General features: G+C 68.4%; 21 protein-coding genes. 15 read left to right on the forward strand and 6 right to left on the reverse strand.

The window, feature by feature from the left end; all coding sequences use genetic code 11:
* Window positions 1-140: 140 nt before the first annotated feature.
* Window positions 141-1160 (reverse strand): LacI family DNA-binding transcriptional regulator, encoded by a 1020-nt coding sequence (locus tag ACX80I_RS11985; RefSeq protein ID WP_459345346.1) that lies wholly within the window; start codon window positions 1158-1160, stop codon window positions 141-143.
* A 219-nt stretch (window positions 1161-1379) separates the two neighbouring features.
* Here ACX80I_RS11985 and ACX80I_RS11990 point away from each other — a divergent pair, with 219 nt between their 5' ends.
* From ACX80I_RS11990 to yjfF, 4 genes are all read left to right on the forward strand, one after another.
* Complete coding sequence (locus ACX80I_RS11990; RefSeq protein WP_459345347.1) at window positions 1380-2360, forward strand: ABC transporter substrate-binding protein; 981 nt, start codon at window positions 1380-1382, stop codon at window positions 2358-2360.
* Between the two features lie 101 nt (window positions 2361-2461).
* Window positions 2462-3985, forward strand: a complete 1524-nt coding sequence (locus ACX80I_RS11995) for a sugar ABC transporter ATP-binding protein (RefSeq protein ID WP_459345348.1) — start codon at window positions 2462-2464, stop codon at window positions 3983-3985.
* Complete coding sequence (locus ACX80I_RS12000; protein WP_459345349.1) at window positions 3982-5013, forward strand: ABC transporter permease; 1032 nt, start codon at window positions 3982-3984, stop codon at window positions 5011-5013. Before ACX80I_RS11995 ends, ACX80I_RS12000 begins: the two co-directional genes overlap by 4 nt.
* Window positions 5013-6026: a galactofuranose ABC transporter, permease protein YjfF gene (gene yjfF, locus ACX80I_RS12005; protein WP_459345350.1), complete on the forward strand. Its 1014-nt coding sequence runs from the start codon at window positions 5013-5015 to the stop codon at window positions 6024-6026. Before ACX80I_RS12000 ends, yjfF begins: the two co-directional genes overlap by 1 nt.
* A gap of 24 nt (window positions 6027-6050) precedes the next feature.
* On the opposite strand, the gene ACX80I_RS12010 is transcribed toward yjfF, so the two are convergent.
* From ACX80I_RS12010 to ACX80I_RS12020, 3 genes are all read right to left on the reverse strand, one after another.
* Window positions 6051-7055, reverse strand: coding sequence for an MBL fold metallo-hydrolase (locus tag ACX80I_RS12010; RefSeq protein WP_459345351.1), 1005 nt, complete (start codon window positions 7053-7055; stop codon window positions 6051-6053).
* A gap of 117 nt (window positions 7056-7172) precedes the next feature.
* Window positions 7173-7277 carry an MFS transporter small subunit gene (locus tag ACX80I_RS12015; protein WP_459345352.1) on the reverse strand — a complete coding sequence of 35 codons (105 nt, stop codon included), beginning with the start codon at window positions 7275-7277 and terminating at the stop codon, window positions 7173-7175.
* Between the two features lies 1 nt (window position 7278).
* Window positions 7279-8667: an OFA family MFS transporter gene (locus tag ACX80I_RS12020; protein ID WP_459345353.1), complete on the reverse strand. Its 1389-nt coding sequence runs from the start codon at window positions 8665-8667 to the stop codon at window positions 7279-7281.
* Between the two features lie 176 nt (window positions 8668-8843).
* Between ACX80I_RS12020 and ACX80I_RS12025 the strand changes: the two genes are divergently transcribed.
* From ACX80I_RS12025 to ACX80I_RS12035, 3 genes are all read left to right on the forward strand, one after another.
* Window positions 8844-10166 (forward strand): APC family permease, encoded by a 1323-nt coding sequence (locus ACX80I_RS12025; protein ID WP_459345354.1) that lies wholly within the window; start codon window positions 8844-8846, stop codon window positions 10164-10166.
* Window positions 10167-10672: 506 nt separating this feature from the next.
* On the forward strand, window positions 10673-11677 hold the full coding sequence (locus ACX80I_RS12030; protein ID WP_459345355.1) for an NADP-dependent oxidoreductase: 1005 nt from the start codon (window positions 10673-10675) through the stop codon (window positions 11675-11677).
* Between the two features lie 65 nt (window positions 11678-11742).
* Window positions 11743-12276, forward strand: a complete 534-nt coding sequence (locus ACX80I_RS12035; protein WP_459345356.1) for an SRPBCC family protein — start codon at window positions 11743-11745, stop codon at window positions 12274-12276.
* Here ACX80I_RS12035 and ACX80I_RS12040 read toward each other — a convergent pair.
* Window positions 12188-12820: a GNAT family N-acetyltransferase gene (locus ACX80I_RS12040; protein ID WP_459345357.1), complete on the reverse strand. Its 633-nt coding sequence runs from the start codon at window positions 12818-12820 to the stop codon at window positions 12188-12190. The two genes, ACX80I_RS12035 and ACX80I_RS12040, sit on opposite strands and share 89 nt — an antisense overlap.
* 244 nt (window positions 12821-13064) lie before the next feature.
* Here ACX80I_RS12040 and ACX80I_RS12045 point away from each other — a divergent pair, with 244 nt between their 5' ends.
* The 5 genes from ACX80I_RS12045 (at window position 13065) to ACX80I_RS12065 (ending at window position 16606) form a co-directional block, all read left to right on the forward strand.
* Window positions 13065-13367: a hypothetical protein gene (locus tag ACX80I_RS12045; protein ID WP_459345358.1), complete on the forward strand. Its 303-nt coding sequence runs from the start codon at window positions 13065-13067 to the stop codon at window positions 13365-13367.
* A 129-nt stretch (window positions 13368-13496) separates the two neighbouring features.
* Complete coding sequence (locus ACX80I_RS12050) at window positions 13497-14324, forward strand: aldo/keto reductase (protein WP_459345359.1); 828 nt, start codon at window positions 13497-13499, stop codon at window positions 14322-14324.
* A 108-nt stretch (window positions 14325-14432) separates the two neighbouring features.
* Complete coding sequence (locus tag ACX80I_RS12055; protein WP_459345360.1) at window positions 14433-14639, forward strand: hypothetical protein; 207 nt, start codon at window positions 14433-14435, stop codon at window positions 14637-14639.
* A 140-nt stretch (window positions 14640-14779) separates the two neighbouring features.
* Window positions 14780-15556 (forward strand): sulfite exporter TauE/SafE family protein, encoded by a 777-nt coding sequence (locus tag ACX80I_RS12060; protein ID WP_459345361.1) that lies wholly within the window; start codon window positions 14780-14782, stop codon window positions 15554-15556.
* A 27-nt stretch (window positions 15557-15583) separates the two neighbouring features.
* Window positions 15584-16606 carry a zinc-binding metallopeptidase family protein gene (locus tag ACX80I_RS12065; protein ID WP_459345362.1) on the forward strand — a complete coding sequence of 341 codons (1023 nt, stop codon included), beginning with the start codon at window positions 15584-15586 and terminating at the stop codon, window positions 16604-16606.
* Window positions 16607-16638: 32 nt separating this feature from the next.
* Here ACX80I_RS12065 and ACX80I_RS12070 read toward each other — a convergent pair whose 3' ends face one another.
* The gene (locus ACX80I_RS12070) at window positions 16639-17301 is read right to left on the reverse strand and encodes a pyridoxine/pyridoxamine 5'-phosphate oxidase (protein WP_459345363.1); all 663 of its coding nucleotides are present in this window, start codon (window positions 17299-17301) and stop codon (window positions 16639-16641) included.
* Between the two features lie 122 nt (window positions 17302-17423).
* On the opposite strand from ACX80I_RS12070, the gene ACX80I_RS12075 reads away from it, so the two are divergent.
* The 3 genes from ACX80I_RS12075 to ACX80I_RS12085 all read left to right on the forward strand — a co-directional run bounded on the left by ACX80I_RS12075 (window position 17424) and on the right by ACX80I_RS12085 (window position 20392).
* On the forward strand, window positions 17424-18218 hold the full coding sequence (locus tag ACX80I_RS12075; protein WP_459345364.1) for a phosphatase PAP2 family protein: 795 nt from the start codon (window positions 17424-17426) through the stop codon (window positions 18216-18218).
* A gap of 22 nt (window positions 18219-18240) precedes the next feature.
* A complete protein-coding gene (locus tag ACX80I_RS12080; protein ID WP_459345365.1) occupies window positions 18241-18825 on the forward strand; it encodes a TetR/AcrR family transcriptional regulator in 585 nt (194 codons plus the stop codon).
* Between the two features lie 106 nt (window positions 18826-18931).
* The gene (locus ACX80I_RS12085) at window positions 18932-20392 is read left to right on the forward strand and encodes an amino acid permease (protein WP_459345366.1); all 1461 of its coding nucleotides are present in this window, start codon (window positions 18932-18934) and stop codon (window positions 20390-20392) included.
* Window positions 20393-20536: the final 144 nt, after the last annotated feature.

Here is a 20536-nt window from a genome sequence, read left to right on the forward strand (position 1 = left end):
AGCGTATAGAGGCCGGAGGCAGGCAGGGGCAGATTCGCCGGAAAAGTTGAAAGATTTCAGTGGAGGGGCGCCGCGCAGGGCGGTCACCGGCGGTCGCCTCGCGCGCAGCACTGCAGCGGGGCGGTTCCGGGACCGGTGGCTCAGGGCCGGTGGCCGCCGGCGGGAGCCGTGCTCGAGCGGACCACCAACCGGGGGCGGAAGGAGTCGCCCTGCATCGACGCTCCACCGGGGCGGGCGATCAGGGCCTCGATGCAGGACCGGCCCAGGTCCTGGAACTCCTGGCGCACGGTGGTCAGCGACGGCTCGTAGAATTCGGCCTCCGGCACATCGTCGAAGCCGATGACGCTGACATCCCGGGGTACGCGGCAGCCCCGCTCGCGCAGGGCTTTCAGCAGCCCGAGCGCCATCTGGTCGTTGCTCGCGAAAATGGCGGTGGGTCCGCCGTCGAGGTCGACGGCACGACCGGCCTCGTACCCCGACCGCGCACTCCAGTCCCCCTGGTACACGGGCCCTTCGGCCAGATGGTGCTTTCCGAGGGCGGACCGCCAGCCCCCCAGCCGCCGCTGCGCGTCGACCCAGTCCAGCGGGCCGGCGAGGTGGGCGATCCTGGTGTGCCCGAGCTCCACCAGATGCTCGACAGCAGCGATGGCCCCGCTCTCCTGGTCGAGTGCGACGTCCCGTCCGAGGCCATGGCCTCCGCCCACGGTGACCATCGGGGTGCTGCCCTGCACCTCCGCGAGCACCTCGAGGGCCGAGACGTGCGGCGTGACCGCGATGACCCCCTCCACCCCGTGGCCGAGGAGATCGCTGAGCGCTTCGTTCACCGCCCTCTCGGAGTAGTCCCGGAGGGTCACCACGGTCAGGAAGTATCCCGCGGCGCGCGCGGCGTCCTGGATCCCCATGAGGACGCTCGACGGTCCGTACTGCGCCAGCTCGCCGGCGAGGATCCCGATCGAGTGGGTCCTCCCGGTCGCGAGTGACCGGGCGGCGGCATTGGGGCGGTAGTCGAGCTCGGAGATGGCCGCCCGGACTTTCCTGCGCGTGGCCTCGCTGACATTAGGGTGCCGGTTCACGACCCGGGAGACCGTCTGATGGGAGACGCCTGCCAGGGTCGCGACGTCCGTGAGACTCGGCCCCCGCGGTGCTGTCACTTCGGTCATTGAGCATCGCCTAACTCCCCATATGGTCCCAGTATGCACGACGTGCGGCACCACTCGTCAGCCGGCCCTGGCGAGCCGTGCGGCTGCTGCCAGGACGGCGGATGTATCTCTTGACGGCCCCGATGTTAGCGTTCACAATGGCTCGCAGGGCACGAAGCCCGGCGCAGCAACGACGGTGCACCTGCTCCTTGCTGTGGTCCCGAAATCCAGGAGGCAGCAGTGTTCAAGAAATCTCTCGTGGCGGTCGCAGCCGCAACCCTGGCCCTCACGGCATGCGGCGGAGGGTCCGGTGCCGGCGGTGAATCCAGCGGCGGTTCCGACGACGGCATCACGATGGGCTTCGCCCAGGTCGGCGCGGAGAGCGGCTGGCGCACCGCCAACACGAAGTCGGTCCAGGACTCGGCGAAGGAAGCGGGTATCGACCTCAAGTTCTCCGACGCCCAGCAGAAGCAGGAGAACCAGATCAAGGCGATCCGGTCCTACATCCAGCAGCAGGTGGACGTCATCGCCTTCTCCCCGGTGGTGGAGTCGGGCTGGGATACCGTCCTGAAGGAGGCCAAGGACGCCGACATCCCCGTCATCCTGACGGACCGTTCCGTCGACTCGTCCGACACCTCGCTGTACAAGACCTTCCTCGGGTCGGACTTCGTGGAGGAGGGCAAGAAGGCCGGCGACTGGCTCGTGCAGGACTCCGCCTCGACCGACGGGCCGATCAACATCGTGGAACTGCAGGGAACCACGGGGGCCGCTCCGGCGATCGACCGGAAGGAAGGCTTCGAAGCGGCGATCGCCGCGGATCCGGACCTGAAGATCGTCCAGTCCCAGACCGGCGACTTCACGCGCAGTGGCGGCAAGCAGGTCATGGAGGCGTTCCTCAAGAACACTCCTGACATCGACGTCGTCTACGCCCACAATGACGACATGGGCCTCGGTGCCATCGAAGCCATCGAGGCCGCCGGCAAGGTCCCCGGCAAGGACATCAAGATCATCACCGTCGACGCCGTCAAGGACGGCATGACGGCGCTCTCCGAGGGCAAGATCAACTACATCGTCGAGTGCAACCCGCTCCTCGGCGATCAGCTCATGGACTTGGCGGAAAAGGTCGTCGCCGGTGAGGAGGTTCCGGCCCGCGTCGTCACCGAGGAGTCGGCCTTCACCCCCGAGCAGGCCAAGGAAGTCCTCGCCAGCCGCGAATACTAGGCCGGCAACGGCATCGGCCGGCCTGCGGGCAGGCCGACCGGGCGCCATCCCCGGGATGCGGTGGGCACGCCCACCGCATCCCGCGAGAGGAATGACAGCACATGAACGAGATCGTCCCCGTGGTGGACATGAGCGGCATCTCCATCGAGTTCCCGGGCGTGAAAGCGCTGGACGGTGTGGACCTGCGTCTGTTCCAGGGTGAAGTCCATGCCCTGATGGGAGAGAACGGCGCCGGAAAATCGACGCTCATCAAGGCGCTGACCGGCGTCTATCCGATCGACAGCGGGACGATCACCGTGATGGGCGCGACGCACCGCTTCTCGGGCCCGGCCGAGGCGCAGGCCGCAGGCATCAGCACGGTATACCAGGAAGTGAACCTCTGCCCCAACCTGTCCGTCGAGGAGAACATCCTGTTGGGGCGCGAACCCCGGCGGCGCGGCGGCATCCACTGGAAGGAGGTCCGGAGGAAGGCGAGGGAGGTCCTCGACCAGCTGCAGCTCGGGCACATCGACCCCGGCTCCGTGCTCTCCACGCACTCCATCGCCATCCAGCAGCTCATCGCGATCGCCCGTTCGGTCCAGGTCGATGCCAAGGTGCTCATCCTCGACGAACCGACGTCGAGCCTCGACACCGATGAGGTCCAGCAGCTCTTCACCGTCATCCGGACGCTCCGGGACCGGGGCGTGGCCATCCTGTTCGTCTCGCACTTCATCGAGCAGGTGTACGAGATCTCGGACCGCATGACCGTCCTGCGGAACGGCAGGCTCGTAGGCGAGTACCGGACGCGGGAACTGCCGCGGATGGGACTCATCTCGAAGATGATCGGCAAGGAGATGGACGCCCTCGCAGAACTGGAACGGGCGGAAAGCCGCCGCCAGCCGGGCCGGCAGGACGAGGCGCCGGTGCTGCAGGCACAGGACCTGGGGCGGAAGGGATCGGTCGGGGACGTGACGGTCGCCCTCCATCCAGGAGAGATCCTGGGCCTCGCCGGGCTTCTCGGCTCCGGCCGCACGGAGACGGCTCGGCTGCTGTTCGGTGCGGACCGGGCGGACCAGGGACACCTGAGCATCGACGGCGCGGCGCAGACCTTCCGCAGTCCCCGAGCAGCGATCGCCAGGGGGATCGCCTTCTCCTCGGAGAACAGGAAGGAGGAGGGACTGATCGGCGATCTGTCCGTCCGGGACAACCTCGTCCTGGCGATGCAGGCGAGCAAGGGCTGGTTGAGAAGGGTTCCCCGCTCCACCCAGGACCAGCTGGCCGACAAGTTCATCCGGGCCCTGGACATCCGACCCGCCAACAAGGACGCGCTGATCCGGAACCTCAGCGGCGGCAACCAGCAGAAGGTGCTCCTTGCACGCTGGCTGATCACCAACCCCCGGCTGCTCATCCTCGACGAGCCCACCCGGGGCATCGACATCGGCGCGAAGACCCAGATCCAGAGGCTCATCAGCAGCCTCGCGGCGGACGGGATGTCGATCATCTTCATCTCGGCCGAGCTCGAGGAAGTGCTGCGCCTGAGTGATTCCATCGCCATCCTCAAGGACCGCCAGATGGTCGGCCACATACCGAACGACGGAGTCACCATGGAAGACGTCATGACGATCATCGCGGGAACGCACGCATGAATGCCCTGCTGAAGCACCGCCTCACCTGGCCGGTACTCGCCCTGGTCCTGTTGCTCGTGCTCAACCAGCTGTTCCGCTCGGATTTCCTGTCCGTCCGCGTCCAGGACGGCCACCTGTACGGCAGCCTGATCGACATCCTCCGGAACGGGGCCCCGACGATCCTCATCGCCCTCGGCATGACCCTCGTCATCGCCTCCCGCGGTATCGACCTGTCCGTGGGAGCGGTGGCCGCCATCGCCGGAGCCGTCTCCTGCACCTATATCTACAATTCACCCGACCCCTCGTCCCTCCGCACGGCGACTGGAGGTGTGGCCATCGCCGTGGTCGCGGGGCTGGTGCTCGGACTGTGGAACGGCTTCCTCGTCTCGGTGATCGGTATCCAGCCGATCATCGCCACCCTCGTCCTCATGACCGCCGGCCGCGGCCTGGCGCAACTGGTGACGGACGGCCAGATCATCTCCGTCTCGAACGACTCCTACCAGGCGATCGGAGCAGGCTTCTTCCTCGGCCTCCCGATCTCGATCCTCATCGCGGCAGCCGCCTTCGGCGTCGCCGGCCTGCTGACCCGCCGGACGGCGCTCGGAACCCTCATCGAAGCGGTCGGCATCAATCCGGTGGCCAGCCGCCTCGCCGGACTCAGCGCGCGCAGCATCATCTGGACCGTCTACGTCTTCAGCGGCCTGTGTGCCGCCATCGCGGGCCTCATGATCAGCTCCAACGTGACCGCGGCGGATGCGAACAACGCAGGTCTCTACATCGAGATGGACGCGATCCTCGCCGTCGTCATCGGTGGCACCTCGCTGGCCGGCGGGCGGTACAGTCTGGTCGGGACCCTGGTGGGGGCCCTGATCATCCAGACCCTCACGACCACCGTCTACACGCTGGGGATCCCGCCCGAAGTCACCCTCGTCTTCAAGGCACTGGTCGTCATCGTCGTCTGCCTCCTGCAGTCCAGCACGGCGCGGGACCTCCTCCGGCGACGCAGACGTCCCGCTGTTCCGCAGTCCGGCGTAAAGGTGGCCGTCTGATGTCCGTCCTCACCCGCACCCCGGCCAGCCCGGGCCGCACCCGCATCGGCCGTCTCCAGGGCAAGGCCCGCTATGCGCCCACCCTGGCGACCGTCGGGCTGTTCCTCGCGATGTTCGCCATCGGGGCCGGCATGTACCCGGGCTTCCTGTCCGGGCAGGTCTTCCTCAACCTCCTCATCGACAACACCTTCCTGATCGTGCTCGCAGTCGGCATGACCTTCGTCATCCTCACCGGCGGGATCGACCTCTCGGTCGGGTCCGTCGTCGCCCTCTCGATGATGATCGCGGCAGCGCTCCTGCAGGCCGGGTGGAACCCCTTCGTCGTGATAGCCCTCGTGCTGCTGACCGGCGCGACCTTCGGCCTGCTCATGGGCCTGGTCATCCAGGTCTTCGAGATCCAGCCGTTCATCGTCACCCTCGCCGGGCTCTTCCTGGCGCGCGGCCTCTGCTACGTGATCAGCGTGGATTCCATCACCGTGACCGACCCGTTCTTCACCGCCATGGCGCAGGCACGCATCCCGCTGGCCGAGAAGCTGTTCGTCTCTCCCGGAGTCGTGATCGCGCTGGTCGTCGTCGCTGTCGCCTTCTACGTCCTGCACCAGACCCGGTTCGGGCGCACCGTGTACGCCATCGGCGGTGGGGAGTCCTCCGCGCTCCTCATGGGACTCGCCGTCCCGCGGACCAAGGTGCTCGTGTACGGGATCAGCGGCCTGTGCTCAGCGATCGGCGGGATCCTCTTCTCCTTCTACAGCCTCTCCGGGTACAGCCTGGCGGCGACCGGCATGGAACTGGATGCGATCGCCGCCGTGGTGGTGGGCGGCACGCTGCTCACCGGCGGGTACGGCTACGTCCTCGGATCCCTCGCCGGAGTGCTCGTCCTCGGTATCGTCCAGACGTTCATCTCCTACGAGGGGACCCTGAGCTCCTGGTGGACGCGCATCGTGATCGGCGCCCTCCTGCTCGCCTTCATCCTGCTGCAGAAGCTCTTCTCCCGGAAGGCGAAGCTCACCTAGCGCTTCTCCGGGGACCTACAGGCATCACCAGGTGGTGCGGACGAAGTCCCGGTGCATCTCCGTCTGGGTCAGCGCCGAGAGCAGCTGGAAGCCTTCCAGCCCCTCCCAGCCGGCGGTCCAGGTCAGCCGTGCGGCGATGTCCCAGATGCTCGGCCCGCCGGATCGCGCATCCGCCAGGACTGCGGCCACTTCCCGGGCGCGCTTCAGGTGGTGCTCCGCGCACTCCTCCGCCCTCCCGGCCAGTCCCCTGAACCGGTAGCCGTGTCCCGGCAGGGCTTCGTGGTCCGGGTAGCGGCGCACGCGGTCGATCGACGCGAGGTAGTCGGCAAGCGGGTTCGACGCCGCCGGGCCGCCGAGTCCGAGGCCGGCGAACACGGTCGGCAGCACGTGGTCGCCCGTGAAGAGCAGGCCGCGGTCGTCGTCGCGGAGGCAGATGTGCCCGGCCGTGTGGCCGGGTGTCGCCATGGCCTCGAGCCGGAACCCCGGGACGGGCAGGACGTCGCCGTCGGACAGCACGCCGTCCACGGCCAGGACGAGTCCTGCGGGCGACCGGTCGACGTACTGGGCGAGTTCGCCTCGCCGCTCCTCGGGGACGCCCCACCCCTCCAGCCTCCCCATCACCTCGTCGATGTCGAGGACCCGCGTGCTGTGCCCTTCGAGTGCGTGACGCTCGGTGCCGTGCATCGCGAGCTGCGCCCCCGATGCGTCCCGCAGGCGGGCCGCCATGCCCACGTGGTCGGGGTGCAGATGCGTCCCGGTGATGCCGGTGACGGCCCCGGCGCCGGGCGTCCCCGGGACGATCTCCGTGAGCGCCGCGGTGAGCCGGTCCCAGTTCGCATCGGAGTCCCAGCCCGGGTCGACGACGTGGACACCTCCGTCAGCACCCCGCAACAGATAGGTGTAGGAGTAGGCGAGGTGGCCGCCGGGCATGGGTTGCGCGAGGGCCCAGACGTCGTCGCGCACCCGGTCGAGGGGCGGGAGCTCACCGCGCCCGGCGGCGTCCGCCTGGCGCTTGCTGGTGCTGTCCATGGATCCTCCCGGGTGGCCTGGTCCCATTCAACCAGCCCGGCGCTCCAGACCGGCGTCCTGCCGGCACCCTGAACGCCCGCCCCCGCAGTGCGGGGGCGGGCGTTCAGGGCCTCCGCGTCAGCCGCCGAACAGGGCTGCGGCGCGCGTGAGTGTCTGGAAGACACCGTAGGCGAGGGGCACTCCCACGAGGGCCCAGACGGCGGCGATGCGCGCTCCGGTCATGTCAGGCCTCCTTCGCGAATTGTCGGGATGCGTCACCGGTAGGTTCGTGGAAGCGGGAGTCCACGGGCCGGACGAGCAGGTTGGCGATGAAGCCCACGATCAGCAGCCCCACCATGGTGAGCAGCGCGGGCTGGTAGGCGGCGGCTGTCAGCTCGCCGGGCGTCCCCTGCGAGTCGAGGATCCCGTTCACGATCAGTGGCCCCGCGATGCCCGCAGCGGACCACGCGGTGAGCAGGCGTCCGTGGATCGCGCCGACCTGGTAGGTGCCGAACAGGTCGCGGAGGTACGCCGGTACGGTGGCGAATCCGCCGCCGTAGAAGGAGATGATCACGAAGGCCAGCACGACGAACAGCAGGGTGGTGGACGATCCGGCCAGGGCCAGCACCACATAGAGGACCGCTCCGACGCCGAGGTAGATCATGTAGTTGCGCTTGCGTCCGAGGATGTCCGACGTCGTGGACCACACGAACCGTCCGCCCATGTTGCCGATCGAGAGCAGGCCCACGAAGCCGCCGGCGACGGCGACCGACACCGCCGTCGTGCCGTCCGCGCCGCGGAAGAAATCCTGGATCATCGGGGATGCCTGTTCGAGGATCCCGATGCCGGCGGTCACGTTGCAGAACAGGACGATCCAGACGAGCCAGAACTGGCGCGTCTTGATCGCGTTGGCCGCGGACACGTTGTCGGTGGTGACCAGCGGCTTCGATTTCAGCTGGGAGGGATCGAAGCCGTCGGGCTTCCAGCCCTCGGCCGGCACCTTGATGGTGAAGGCGCCGAACATCATGTAGACGAGATAGATGGCTGCGAGGGTCAGGAACAGCTTTCCGACGGCATCGCCGCTGGCTACCCAGCCCTCGGCTCCCGAGTTCGGATCGTACGCGCGGAGCAGCTGCGTGGACAGCGGGCTCGCGATCAGCGCGCCGCCGCCGAACCCCATGATGGCCATGCCGGTGGCGAGGCCCGGGCGGTCGGGGAACCACTTGATCAGGGTGGACACCGGCGAGATGTACCCGATGCCGAGGCCGATGCCGCCGATGATCCCGTACCCCAGGTAGACGAGCCACAGCTGGTGGGTGAAGATGCCGAGCGCTCCCACCAGGAAGCCGGAGGTCCAGAACAGGGCCGAGGTGAACATCGCCTTGCGCGGCCCGTTGCGGTCCACCCAGGTGCCGAGGACCGCGGCGGACAGGCCGAGCATCACGATCGCGATCGAGAAGATGATGCCGATCTGCGTCAGGCTGGCGCCGAAGTGGGCCGTCAGCGCCGTCTTGTAGACGCTGGTCGCGTACGCCTGCCCGATGCACAGGTGGACGGCCAGCGCGGCGGGTGGGATGAGCCAGCGGTTGAACCCCGGTGGCGCGATGCTGTGGTCACGGTCGAGCCAACTCATCGAAAACCTCTCTGTCGGCATGAGTGGCCGCCCCCGGCCCTCGTGGATGAGGGTAAGTATGCTGTGGATACCGCCGAGGAGGGGGCGGGAAGCGGCGGGCGGTATCTCTTGCGCGCCGAACGGCGCTACCCGCATAATCGCCTTGCGTGCTGCGTAGTCCCCCTAGACTTGAGCTCGTGGCTACGACAGAACTGGTTCCGGACACCCGATTGAAGCGCGGCATCTCGGGGCCGCTCCTGTACCTCTTCATACTCGGCGACGTTTTGGGAGCCGGTGTGTATGCCCTGGTCGGCGTGATCTCGGCCGAAGTGGGCGGTGCCATCTGGATGCCTCTCATGGTGGCTCTGGCCCTGGCCCTCCTGACCGCGGGATCTTACGCCGAACTCGTGACGAAATACCCCAAGGCAGGCGGCGCCGCGGTGTTCGCCGAACGTGCCTTCCGAAAGCCGTTCATCTCCTTCCTCGTGGGCTTCTGCATGCTCGCGGCCGGTGTGACGAGCGCCGCAGGGCTCGCACAGGCCTTCGCCGGCGGCTACCTCACCACGTTCATCGACGTACCCGCGGTTCCCGCAGCCCTGGTGTTCCTCGCCCTGCTGGCCGTGCTGAACATGCGCGGGATCAAGGAGTCCGTGCGCAGCAACGTGGTTATGACTGTCATCGAAGTGTCCGGGCTCGTCCTGGTCATCGTCGTCGTCGGCATCTTCGTCGCCGGAGGCAACGGGGACATCTCCCGCGTCAACGAGTTCCCGCCTGGGGTGAGCGCCGCATCCGCCGTCCTTGGCGCATCCCTGATCGCGTATTACTCCTTCGTCGGGTTCGAGGTCTCCGCGAACGTCGCCGAGGAGGTCCGGGACGTCAGCCGCGTGTACCCCAGGGCCATCTTCGGTGCCCTGCTGACGGCCGGCGTCGTCTACCTCCTGATCGGTCTCGCGGCTTCCGCAGCGCTCGCCCCTGATCAGCTCGCCGGGTCGAGTTCGCCCCTGCTCGACGTCGTGGCGGCTACTGGCGCGGGCATTCCGGACGGGCTCTTCAGCCTGGTGGCCCTCATCGCTGTGGCCAATGGCGCCCTGTTGACCATGATCATGTCCAGCCGGCTGACCTATGGGATGGCGGAACAGGGACTCTTCCCGTCGGTCTTCGACCGCGTCCTGCCCCATCGCCGCACACCGTGGGTCGCCATCGTAGCGACGACGCTCGTGGCCATGGCCCTGACCATGACGGGCGGGCTCGAATCGCTCTCCCAGACGGTCGTCCTGCTGCTCCTGTTCGTGTTCCTGAGCACCAACATCGCCGTCATCGTACTCCGGAAGGACGAGGTGCAGCACCAGCACTTCCGCATCCCGGCGGTGTTCCCCTACCTCGCGATCGCATCATGTCTCCTGCTCCTCACGCAGCAGACCGGCGAGATCTGGCTCCGAGCCGGTATCCTCCTCGCGCTGGGGCTCGCGCTGTACGGCGTCCAGCGGTTCGTGCGGGGGCGGGCAGGCATTGGCAGGTAGTCCCGCCGCCCGGAACGGGAGGCGAGGCGCGTGGCGATGAAGGCCCTCGTGTAGATCTCTGCGTCGCCTATATTACTCAGCGGTAATATAGCGCGGCCACGGCTGCGCGCACCTACACTCGGTGCACGGAACAGCCGTCCCCTCACGCCCTTCCGTTCGGCCGATATCGGGAACTGCTGGACCGCGAATACCGCGCCCTCTCCGACCTCGTCGGGCCCACCCTCCACCGGCAGTCCGTCTCGAAGCGGGAGGGCACGCATGGGATGTCCTCCTCGGGACCGAACAGGCCGCCGTCGTCCGGGGCGCGGCCGCGGACGGGCAGCCGACCGTTCACAGCGGGGTGGAACCACTGCTTCTGTGACTGTGGGGACGCGCACCCCAGCCGGTTGCGGCGCCCGAACCGGCAGGCGAACTGCGGGCCCGGCTGTCCCGCGCCCTCTAACCGGAATAATTCCTCCGGATACGAGGTTGCCGCCTGCAGGAAGCAACCCAGCACGAGGAGCAGCATGACCAGCAGCAGCACCCAGATCCAGCTCGTCCGCCGTCCGGTCGGCGCCCCCTCTCCAACGGATTTCCGGACGGTCGCCGTGGACCTCCCGGAGCTCAGCGAGGACGAAGTGCGCGTCCGCAACGAGTACGTCTCCGTCGATCCCTACATGCGGGGTCGCATGAACGACGCCAGGTCCTACGTCCAGCCCTTCGGCCTCGACGAGACCATGACCGGCGGTGCGGTGGGCAGGGTCATCGAGTCGAGGAGCGACACCCTGCCCGTCGGGACCGCGGTTCTCCACGGCTTCGGCTGGCGGGACGTCACCCAGGGCCCTGCGCAGCAGTTCTCACCCCTGCCGGAGACGGGACTGCCCCTGTCAGCCTTCCTCGGCGCGGCCGGCATGACCGGTCTCACGGCGTACGCCGGACTCAAGCGCGTCGCGGCCCTCCGGGAGGGTGACATCGTCTTCATCTCCGGCGCCGCCGGCGCGGTCGGCTCCATCGCCGGACAGATCGCCCGCAAGCTCGGGGCCTCGCGCGTCCTCGGCTCGGCCGGGTCGGCGGCCAAGGTGTCCCTGCTCAAGGACAGGTACGGATACGACGAGGCGTTCAACTACAAGGACGCTCCCGTGCGGCAGCAGCTGCGCACCCTCACGCCGGACGGCATCGACGTCTACTTCGACAACGTGGGCGGCGACCACCTGGAGGCCGCCCTCGACCGCCTCAACACCGGCGGCCGCGCAGCGCTCTGCGGAGCGATCTCGCAGTACAACGACACCGAGCGGACACCCGGCCCGGACAATCTGGCCAATCTCGTCACGCGGTCGCTGAAGCTGGAGGGCTTCATCGTGGGGCAGCACCAGGACCTGCAGCCGGAGTTCGCGAAAAAGATGACGCACTGGCTGACCGAGGGCAGCGTGGTCTTCGACGAGACCGTGGTGGACGGCATCGGGAACGCCGTCGACGCCTTCCTCGCCATGATGAACGGCGCCAACACGGGGAAGATGCTCGTCCGCCCCTGACCGCCTCCATCGCCGCCGCGCCCCGGACCGACTGCGATACCGGGGCAGGCTGCGATACTGGCGGCATGACCGTCGCCTTCACCTGCACCACGACCACGCCCATGGGGCAGGCAGAACTGTTCGAGCGCTCCCGCAGCATCGACGCGCACACCGGATCCATGCGCTTCTCGCGTGAACGCGCCGTCGGCGGCGTCACGAGCGGACTGATCGACCTGGGCGAGCAGGTCACCTGGCGCGCCTGGCACTTCGGTCTCCCCATCCGGATGACGAGCATCATCACGGAGTTCGACGCCCCTCACCGGTTCGTCGACGAGCAGCTCCGGGGCCCGTTCCGCGCCTTCCGGCACGTCCACGAGTTCAGCACGGCCGACGGCACCACGACGATGATCGACAGGATCGAGTTCACGGCACCGTTCGGGGTGATCGGCACGGCGGTGGAGCGCATCCTGCTCCGCCCGTACGTGCGCCACCTCATCGTGGTGCGCAACAGGTTCCTGACGACAGCGCCCGCTAGTCCTCCCCGGCCGCCCGCAGGGTCGCCTCGAGCCGTACCCGCTGGTCCGCAGGCAGGAGTGCGCGGTACTGGGGGAACTCCGTGAGGAACTCGCGGACCCTCGGGCAGTAGGGGACGACGGCGATGCGCCGCTTGTGCGCATTGAGGAGCACCTGGCGGATGAGCGCCGGTTCGACGTCGACGGCGTCGAACCGCGGATCGACGACGGCCTGGATCAGGACGGCGTGGGATCCCTTCATCTCGTACTTCACATGGCCCACCATGGTGCCGTCACTGAAGAGCTCGAACCGCGAGAACAGGGAGTTGTCGCGGAAGCCGCTGCGTGACCTGACGGGAGTGGTCCGGGCCTCGGCCTGCACCTCACGCCGCTCGATCTCCTCGACCAGCACTTCGTAGCGGTGCAGCGCGTCCAATGGCGGGAAGTCCCGCTCGAGCAGGCGGTACACCTGGTTGCACAGGACCCGGAGTTGACGGGTGGACACGGTCGTGAGGTCGTCGGGGAACTCCGACTCCTCCACCCGGGGGGCAGTACTGGGAGATACCCGTGGAACCGCACCCCACCCGAGCTGCTCCGGCTCAGCCAGCTGAGCGGCCTGCGGACGGTAATCGACAAAAGAGGAAGTTTCCATGGTCAGCTCCACGATGGTGGTTCGATGGCCCGCTGCTAGGCCCTGCCGAAACTATAAGCCCATTCCTGCTCGAAATGAAATTAAGTAGCCTTACTATTCTTTCGGCGGTTCGCCTCCGGCGCGCGAAACCCCTTGAGTCAAAGTTGAGCTTTCCTGCGGGAGCCCTTGAGACGGCGGGGGCTACGGTGGGCGGGATCGCCGCGCCGTCCGGGTGCGAGGACACCGTGCACCAGAGGAGCCCGCCTTGCAGTTCCAGACCGCCTCCACGGCCATGACGGCGTCATCCCTGACACTGCGTGACGTGCACCTGCACTACCTCAATTCCGGCGGTTGCTTCGATGAGCTGGAGGTCGACGCCTATCTCCACGGCCTCACCCCGCTCCCCCGCGAGGAGCGGGATTGCATCGCCCAGGCCGTCAACGAACTGATCGACGACGTGCTCGCCACGGACTCGTGCCGGTCCCTGCCGCGCGCCTCCTACAGCGGCGCACCGGCACCGCGCGGCACCTCCTCCACGCGCGCCCGGCAGCAGTGGCTGGTCGGTTAGCGGTACCGCCCGCGGACGTGCCGCACCCGGCGGAGGCGTCGCCCGGCAGGTCCTGCTCCCTGTTGACGGGGTGGTGGCCTGCGGGAAAAGCTGGGGGCTGACACCGCCCCCTCGAGCAGGAGCCCCACCATGGCACTCGCCCCCACCGTCCAGCTGCGCAGCGGCGCCCGCCTCCCCCTCCTCGGCCTCGGCACCTGGCCGCTGAACGACGACGAGGCGGCGGAGACCGTCAGCCTCGCCATCGAGACCGGGTACCGGCTCATCGACACGGCGGAGAACTACCGCAACGAGAAGGGTGTGGGCGAGGGGATCCGCCGGTCCGGAGTTCCCCGCGAGGAGCTGTTCGTCACCACCAAGTTCAACAGCGAGCACCACAGCCTCGACGGCGTGCGCCGGGCCTTCCAGGCCAGCACCGAGCTGCTGGGCCTCGACTACGTCGACCTGCTGCTCGTGCACTGGCCGAACCCGGACCAGGGTCGCCATGTCGAAGCGGTAGAGGGCATTGCGAAACTGATGGAGGAGGGACTCGTGCGCGCCGTCGGAACGTCGAACTACAAGCCCGCCCACCTGCAGCAGGTTCTCGACGCCGGCATCGTGCCCGACGTGAACCAGATCCAGCTCGACCCGCAACGCCCCCGGATCGAGGAGCGCGCGTTCCACAACGAGCACGGGATCGTGACGGAGTCCTGGAGCCCACTGGGCCCGGGCAGCGGCCTGCTGGAGGATCCCGGCATCGTCGCCATCGCGGAGGCCCACGGCAGGACGCCCGCACAGGTGGTGCTGCGCTGGCACGTGCAGCAGGGCATGGTCGCGATCCCGAAGTCGTCGAACCCCCAGCGGCTCGCGCAGAACCTCGGCATCTTCGACTTCGAACTCTCGGGCGCCGAACTGGCCAGCATCTACCTGCTCGACACGGGAAGTGCCGAGATCGTGGATTCGGACGCCTTCGGCCACTGATGCCGGCGCAGCTCCCGCCGGAATCCCTCGACACACCACCTGGCCCCCACGACGCACCACGAGGTCATCAAGCAGTGGGCCGAGGCGCGGAACGCCCGGCCGGCCACCGTGGAAGGAACGGAACACGGGGACGATCTCGGGGTGCTGCGCTTCGACTTCAACGAGGACACGGACAAGCTGCGCCACGTGAGCTGGGAGGAATGGTTCCGGACCTTCGACGAACGCCGGCTGAACTTCATCTACCAGGAGCAGCGCAAGGACGGGAACCAGTCCAACTTCTTCATCCTCGAGAGCCCCAACCGCGAGGACACCTGAGCGCCCGGGCCGTCCGGGCGGGAGGACCGCACGGCATATCCTTGGCAGGGCGCCCTTCCCGCCCGGCGGCCCAGCATTCCTGACGGCGCTGCTGCGGGACGGCCGGACGCCCGCGCCCACAACCGAGAGGACACCCACGCTTGCTCGAGATCGCCGTGATCCTCGCTGCCGGTTTCTGGGCGGGCATGATCAACGTCGTCGTCGGTTCCGGCACCCTGGTGACGTTCCCGGCCCTCCTGCTCTTCGGCTACCCGCCGATCGTCGCCAACATCTCGAACAATATCGGCCTCGTGGGCGGCGGACTGTCCGGCTCGTGGGGCTACCGCCGGGAGATCGCCGCGAACCGGGGCCTCCTGCTGCGGCTCCTGCCCCTCTCCGTCCTCGGCGGGGTCGCGGGAGCGCTGCTGCTGCTCGTCCTGCCGGCGGAGGCCTTCCAGGCGATCGTGCCCATCCTCATCCTCGTGGGCCTCGCCATGGTGGCTCTTGCTCCGCGCGTCCAGCGGGCCGCGGCGGCGAAGGCCGGGGAGAGCGCACCCGATGCAGGGCCGTCCCGCCGTCGGTCCCTGCTCCTGCTCGCCGGCATCGGCGTGCTGGGCGTGTACGGGGGTTACTTCGGCGCCGCCCAGGGCATCCTGATCGTCGGCCTCATGAGCATGGTCACGATCGAGAGCCTCCAGCGCATCAACGCCATCAAGAACGTGCTGACCACAGCCGTCAACGGGGTCGCTGCCATCACCTTCATGGTGTTCGCCTGGGAGTCCATCAACTGGTCCCTCGTGCTCCTCATCGCCGTCGGCGCCACCCTGGGAGGCCTTCTCGGCGCCCGCGTGGGCCGCAGGCTCTCCCCCGTCGCGTTGCGTGCCACGATCCTCGTCATCGGCACCGCAGCACTGATCCGCATCGTCTTCTTCGCCTGACCAACCGCCCCCGAACCCAGGAATCCCATGCAACGCTTCACCTGCGCCGTCTGCGACGCGCCCCTGTTCTTCGAGAACTCCCAGTGCCTCGCCTGTGGCACGCAGCTCGGCTTCCACCGTGGGGAGCGCGCCATCACGCCCCTGGACCGCGACGGCGCGTACCGCGACCTCGAAGGCCAGCTCCTCCGGCGCTGCACCAACCTCAAGCTGTCGGGGTGCACCTGGCTCGTACGGGAGGAGGGCGACGAATGCTTCAGCTGCAACCTCACCCGGTCCCGGCCCGAGGACCACGACACCACCGGGCTCGCCCAGTTCCTCGACGCGGAACGCTCGAAGCGCCACCTGATCTACGAACTCGACGTGCTCGGTCTGCCCATCGAGGACAGGATCCAGAACCCGGAGCGGGGACTCGCCTTCGACCTGCTCTCGAGCGTGGAGGAGAAAGTGGTGATCGGGCACCAGAACGGCCTCATCACCATCGACCTGGCCGAGACCGTCGACTCCCACCGCGAGAAGATGCGGGCCAAGCTCGAGGAGCCCTACCGCACCATGCTGGGACACTTCCGGCACGAGACCGGCCACTACTTCGAGGGCGCGCTCATCTTCTCCGATCCCGCACTGACCGAAAGTGCCCGCAGCATCTTCGGCGACGACCGCGCCAGCTACAAGGACGCCATCAAGCGGCACTACGACGAGGGAGCTCCCGAGGGCTGGAAGAAGGAGCACATCTCCCAGTACGCGACGATGCACCCGTACGAGGACTTCGCCGAGACGTTCGCGCACTACCTGCACATCTGTGACACGGTGGACACCGCCCTGCAGTACGGGCTCGCCTCCGGTCCCGGCCCGAACAGCTCCGAGGACTTCGGTGACGTGGTCCGGGAGACCTGGATCCCGCTCTCCGTCGCGCTCAACCAGGTGAACCGCAGCATGGGCGCCAACGACCTCTACCCGTTCGTGCTGCCGCCGGCCGTCATCGCCAAGCTCGACTTCGTGCACAAGCTCCGCGTGCGGGTCGGAGAACCGGCCGCGGGATCGGTCGCAGCGTAGGTCGCCGGGACCCCGGGCGCACGGCAGGGGGCTCAGGGCCAGAGCAGCTCCCGCCGCCAGCCCTCCCCGAACCGCGTGTAGAGCAGGCGGATGTGCCTGCGTTCCTGGTCCGCCTGCCAGAATTCGACGGCGTCCGGCGCCACGGTGAAGACCGTCCAGGTGGTCGAGGCGAGACCGCCCGCGGCCTCGATCCGATGCACCTGCTCCTCGACAGCCGCCTCGAGGTCCTCCCGGCTGCGCAGCACCGCGCTCTGGCTGCCGGCGAGGACCAGCGCACGGGCCACGGGATGGCGGCGCTGGAAATCGGCGTCGTTCTCCTCCGTGGTGCCGGTCGAGACGGACCCCCGGATCCTCACCTGACGGCCGGCCGCCGGCCAGAAGAAGGTCAGCGCCGCCGCCGGGTGCTTCCTCAGTTGCCGGCCCTTCGGGCTGTCCATGCTGGACGCCACCTGCCACCCGGCCGAGGTCACGTCCTTGAGGATCACAACGCGCGCGTCCGGCCCGCCGTCCTCGCCTGTTGTCGCGAGGTTGACCGCGTGGGGCGCGGCGATGCCGTCCTGCACGGCGCGTTTCAGCCACTCGACGAAGAGGTCGACCGGCGAGGCCGGCGCGGCCCCGGGGTCGAAGGGCGGCATCTCCTCGGGGAAGACGGGGACGCTCCGGATGACATCGCGGATCAGGCCTGGCTCACTCATGCGGCCAGCCTAACCGGGCCGCCTGCCGGCATGGGCAGATCCACCGAATCCGACCCGTCAAGCCGCGCCCGGGAGGGCCGGCCCCGACCTGCCCACCGGGACCCACGGCATAGAGTCAGGGGATGCCAGCCCACCAGGACCAGTACGTAGGACCACGAGACCTCACGCGGTGGTCGTCGCCGATCGGCCGCCTGCTCGTCCGGTGCGTCCGCCCCCTCGCGCGGTGGGTCGGACCCCATACGGCCCTCCTGCTCATCATCACCATCGGCGGAGGGGTCGCGGCGGCGCTGACGGCAGCGTCTGCGGAGGTGTACGAGTCCGTCGTGGATGCCGACGGGGTCGCCGCCCTCGACCACCCGGCCCTCGACCTCGCCGTGTCCCTGCGCCAGGACTGGCTCAACGCCTTCATCACTGGGTATACGAACATCGGCGGGCCGATCGGGATGCCCATCCTGGCGGTGTCGATCATGGTGCTGCTCGCGGTCAGCCGCAGGTCCTGGACTCCCGTGATCCTCCTGCCGGCAGCGGCCTTCGGCTCCCTGCTGATGACCATTGCGGGCAAGGACGCGATCGGGCGCCTGCGGCCCCCGATCGAACTCGCCGTCCCACCCTATGAATCCTCGCCGTCGTTCCCCAGCGGACACTCGCTGAACGCCGTCGTCATCGCGGGTATCGTGGCCTACCTCCTCGTACTGCGGCAGCACCGCAAGCGCACCCGGGCCCTCACCATCGTGCTCGCCGTCCTGTTCGCGGTGACCATGGGGCTCAGCCGCGTCTACCTCGGCCACCACTGGCTCACGGACGTGCTGGTGGCCTGGACGCTCGGCGTCGCATGGCTCGCCGTCGTCATCACCGCCCACCGGCTCTTCCTGACGTTCCGCCTGCGCAAGTCGGCCCTCCGTGACGCTTCCGCCTGAATCGCCCCCGGCAGGGGCCGCCGTGCGCCCGCTACGGCGGGACGCCCGACGCAATCGTGCGGCGGTCCTCACCGCGGCGCGGCGCATGTTCGCCGTGCATGGAGCGGAGTGCGGCTTCGAGGACATCGCACGGGAGGCAGGGGTGGGGGTGGGCACCGTCTACCGCCGCTTCCCGGACCGCCGGGCACTCATCGAAGCGATCCTCGAACAGCGCGTGGACGACGTCGACGCGGTGGCGACGGAGGCGCTCGCGACTCCCGATCCGTGGGGTGCGGTGCGGTCCTTCGTCGGCGCCATCGCCCGGATGCAGCTGGAGGACCGCGGCCTGCGAGAGCTGCTGCACGACTCCGGATTCGTATCGGCCGGGCTCGCGGTGCTCCGCCAACGCATCGCCCCGGCCGCCGAGGAGCTGGCCCTCCGACTCAGGACCGAGGGGGCGGCGAGGCCGGACCTCACCGGGAGGGACCTGCTCGTCCTCATCCGGATGCTCGGCTCCCTCGCACCCGACCGTCCCGCGCCCGGGGTCGGTGCAGCGGACGGGGAGTTCGAACGGTACCTCGGCCTCGTCCTGACCGGGCTCCGCCGCCCGACGCCGGGGGATGGTTAAGCAGAACCGACGGTTTCCCTTCGATAATGCCGACTTCCGCTGATGGTCAGCCCCCTCCATACTTGGCAGGTGCGGAACGCACTCTCCCTCCTATGAATGGATCCCGATGTCGGACAGCTCAGGCGTGCAGGGCTCGCAATCGCTCCTGCGGCGCAAACCCATTGACAATGTCGAGGACGAGTCGGGCCGCACCGGCCTCTTCAAGAGCCTCGGCCTGTGGCAATTGACGGCGATCGGTGTCGGCGGCATCATCGGCGTCGGCATCTTCACGCTCGCGGGACTCGTCGCGAACGGCGGGGAGGACGGTGCGCCCGTCGGCCCGGCCGTCCTCATCTCGTTCCTGGTCGCGGGACTCGCCAGCGCCGCGGCCGCCCTGTCCTACGCGGAGTTCGCGGGCATGATCCCCCGCGCGGGCTCCGCGTACACCTACGGCTACGTGGCCCTGGGTGAGATCATCGGGTGGTTCATCGGGTGGGACCTGCTGCTCGAGTACACCGCGATCGTGGCCGTCGTCGCCATCGGCATCTCGGGATACTTCACGGAGTTCATGTCGGGCATCGGCGTCACGGTGCCGACGTGGATGCAGGGAACGCCGGACACCATCGAGGGCGGCGTGGTCAACATCCCCGCGATCGTCGTGTGCCTGCTCATCACGTTCATCCTGAGCCGCGGCACCAAGACCTTCGGCAAGTTCGAGCTCGTCGCGGTTGGGCTCAAGATCCTGCTCATCCTCGGCATCGTCGGCCTCGGCTTCTTCTACGTCAACGCCGAGAACTACTCGCCGTTCCTGCCCTCGGGCTTCGGCGCCGTGTTCACGGGTGCGGCCACCGTCTTCTTCGCGGTCTTCGGCTACGACGCCATGAGCACCGCCGCCGAGGAGGCCACCGATGGCAAGAAGCACATGCCGAAGGCCATCCTCCTGTCCCTGCTGATCGCCATGGTGCTGTACGTCCTCGCGACCCTCGTCCTCACCGGCATGCAGAACTACAAGGACATCAGCCCCACGGCAGGCTTCGCGTCCGCCTTCCAGTCCGTGGGCCTTCCGGTCATCGCCACGATCATCTCGGCCTTCGCCGTGATCTCCATCCTCACCGTCATGCTGACCTTCCTCCTCGGCGTGACGCGCGTCTGGTTCTCGATGAGCCGCGACGGGCTCCTTCCGGCCTGGTTCTCGACGACGGACCGGCACGGAACGCCCCAGCGCGTCACCTGGATCGCAGGCGTGGCCTCGGCCCTGCTTGCCGGCGTCTTCCCCATCCGCGCCGTCGCGGACCTCACCAACATCGGCATCCTCGCGGCGTTCATCGTCGTCTGCATCGCGGTCATCGTGCTGCGCCGCACGCGGCCCGAGGTGCCCCGCACCTTCCGGCTGCCGCTGATGCCGGTCGTCCCCGCCTTCGGCGTCGTCGCGTCGCTGTTCCTGATCCTCCAGCTGCACTGGGAGACCTGGCTGCGCTTCTTCGTGTGGCTCCTGATCGGCCTGGCCGTCTACTTCTTCTACAGCCGGAAGCACTCGCTGATGAACCCGGACAGCCCCCGCCACGCCCTCCTCAGGCGCGAGCCCTAACCCTCCCCGTCCGGACGGACGGCTCCCCCCGCACGGTCACGAATGTGCGGCGGGACCCGCCACCTCCTATCCTCTATGAGGGCCTCCCGCGCACCAGCGGGAGGCCCTCACCACGCCCCCCACAAGTGAAGGACCAGCACCCCC

It is taken from the genome of Arthrobacter rhamnosi, assembly GCF_054510855.1.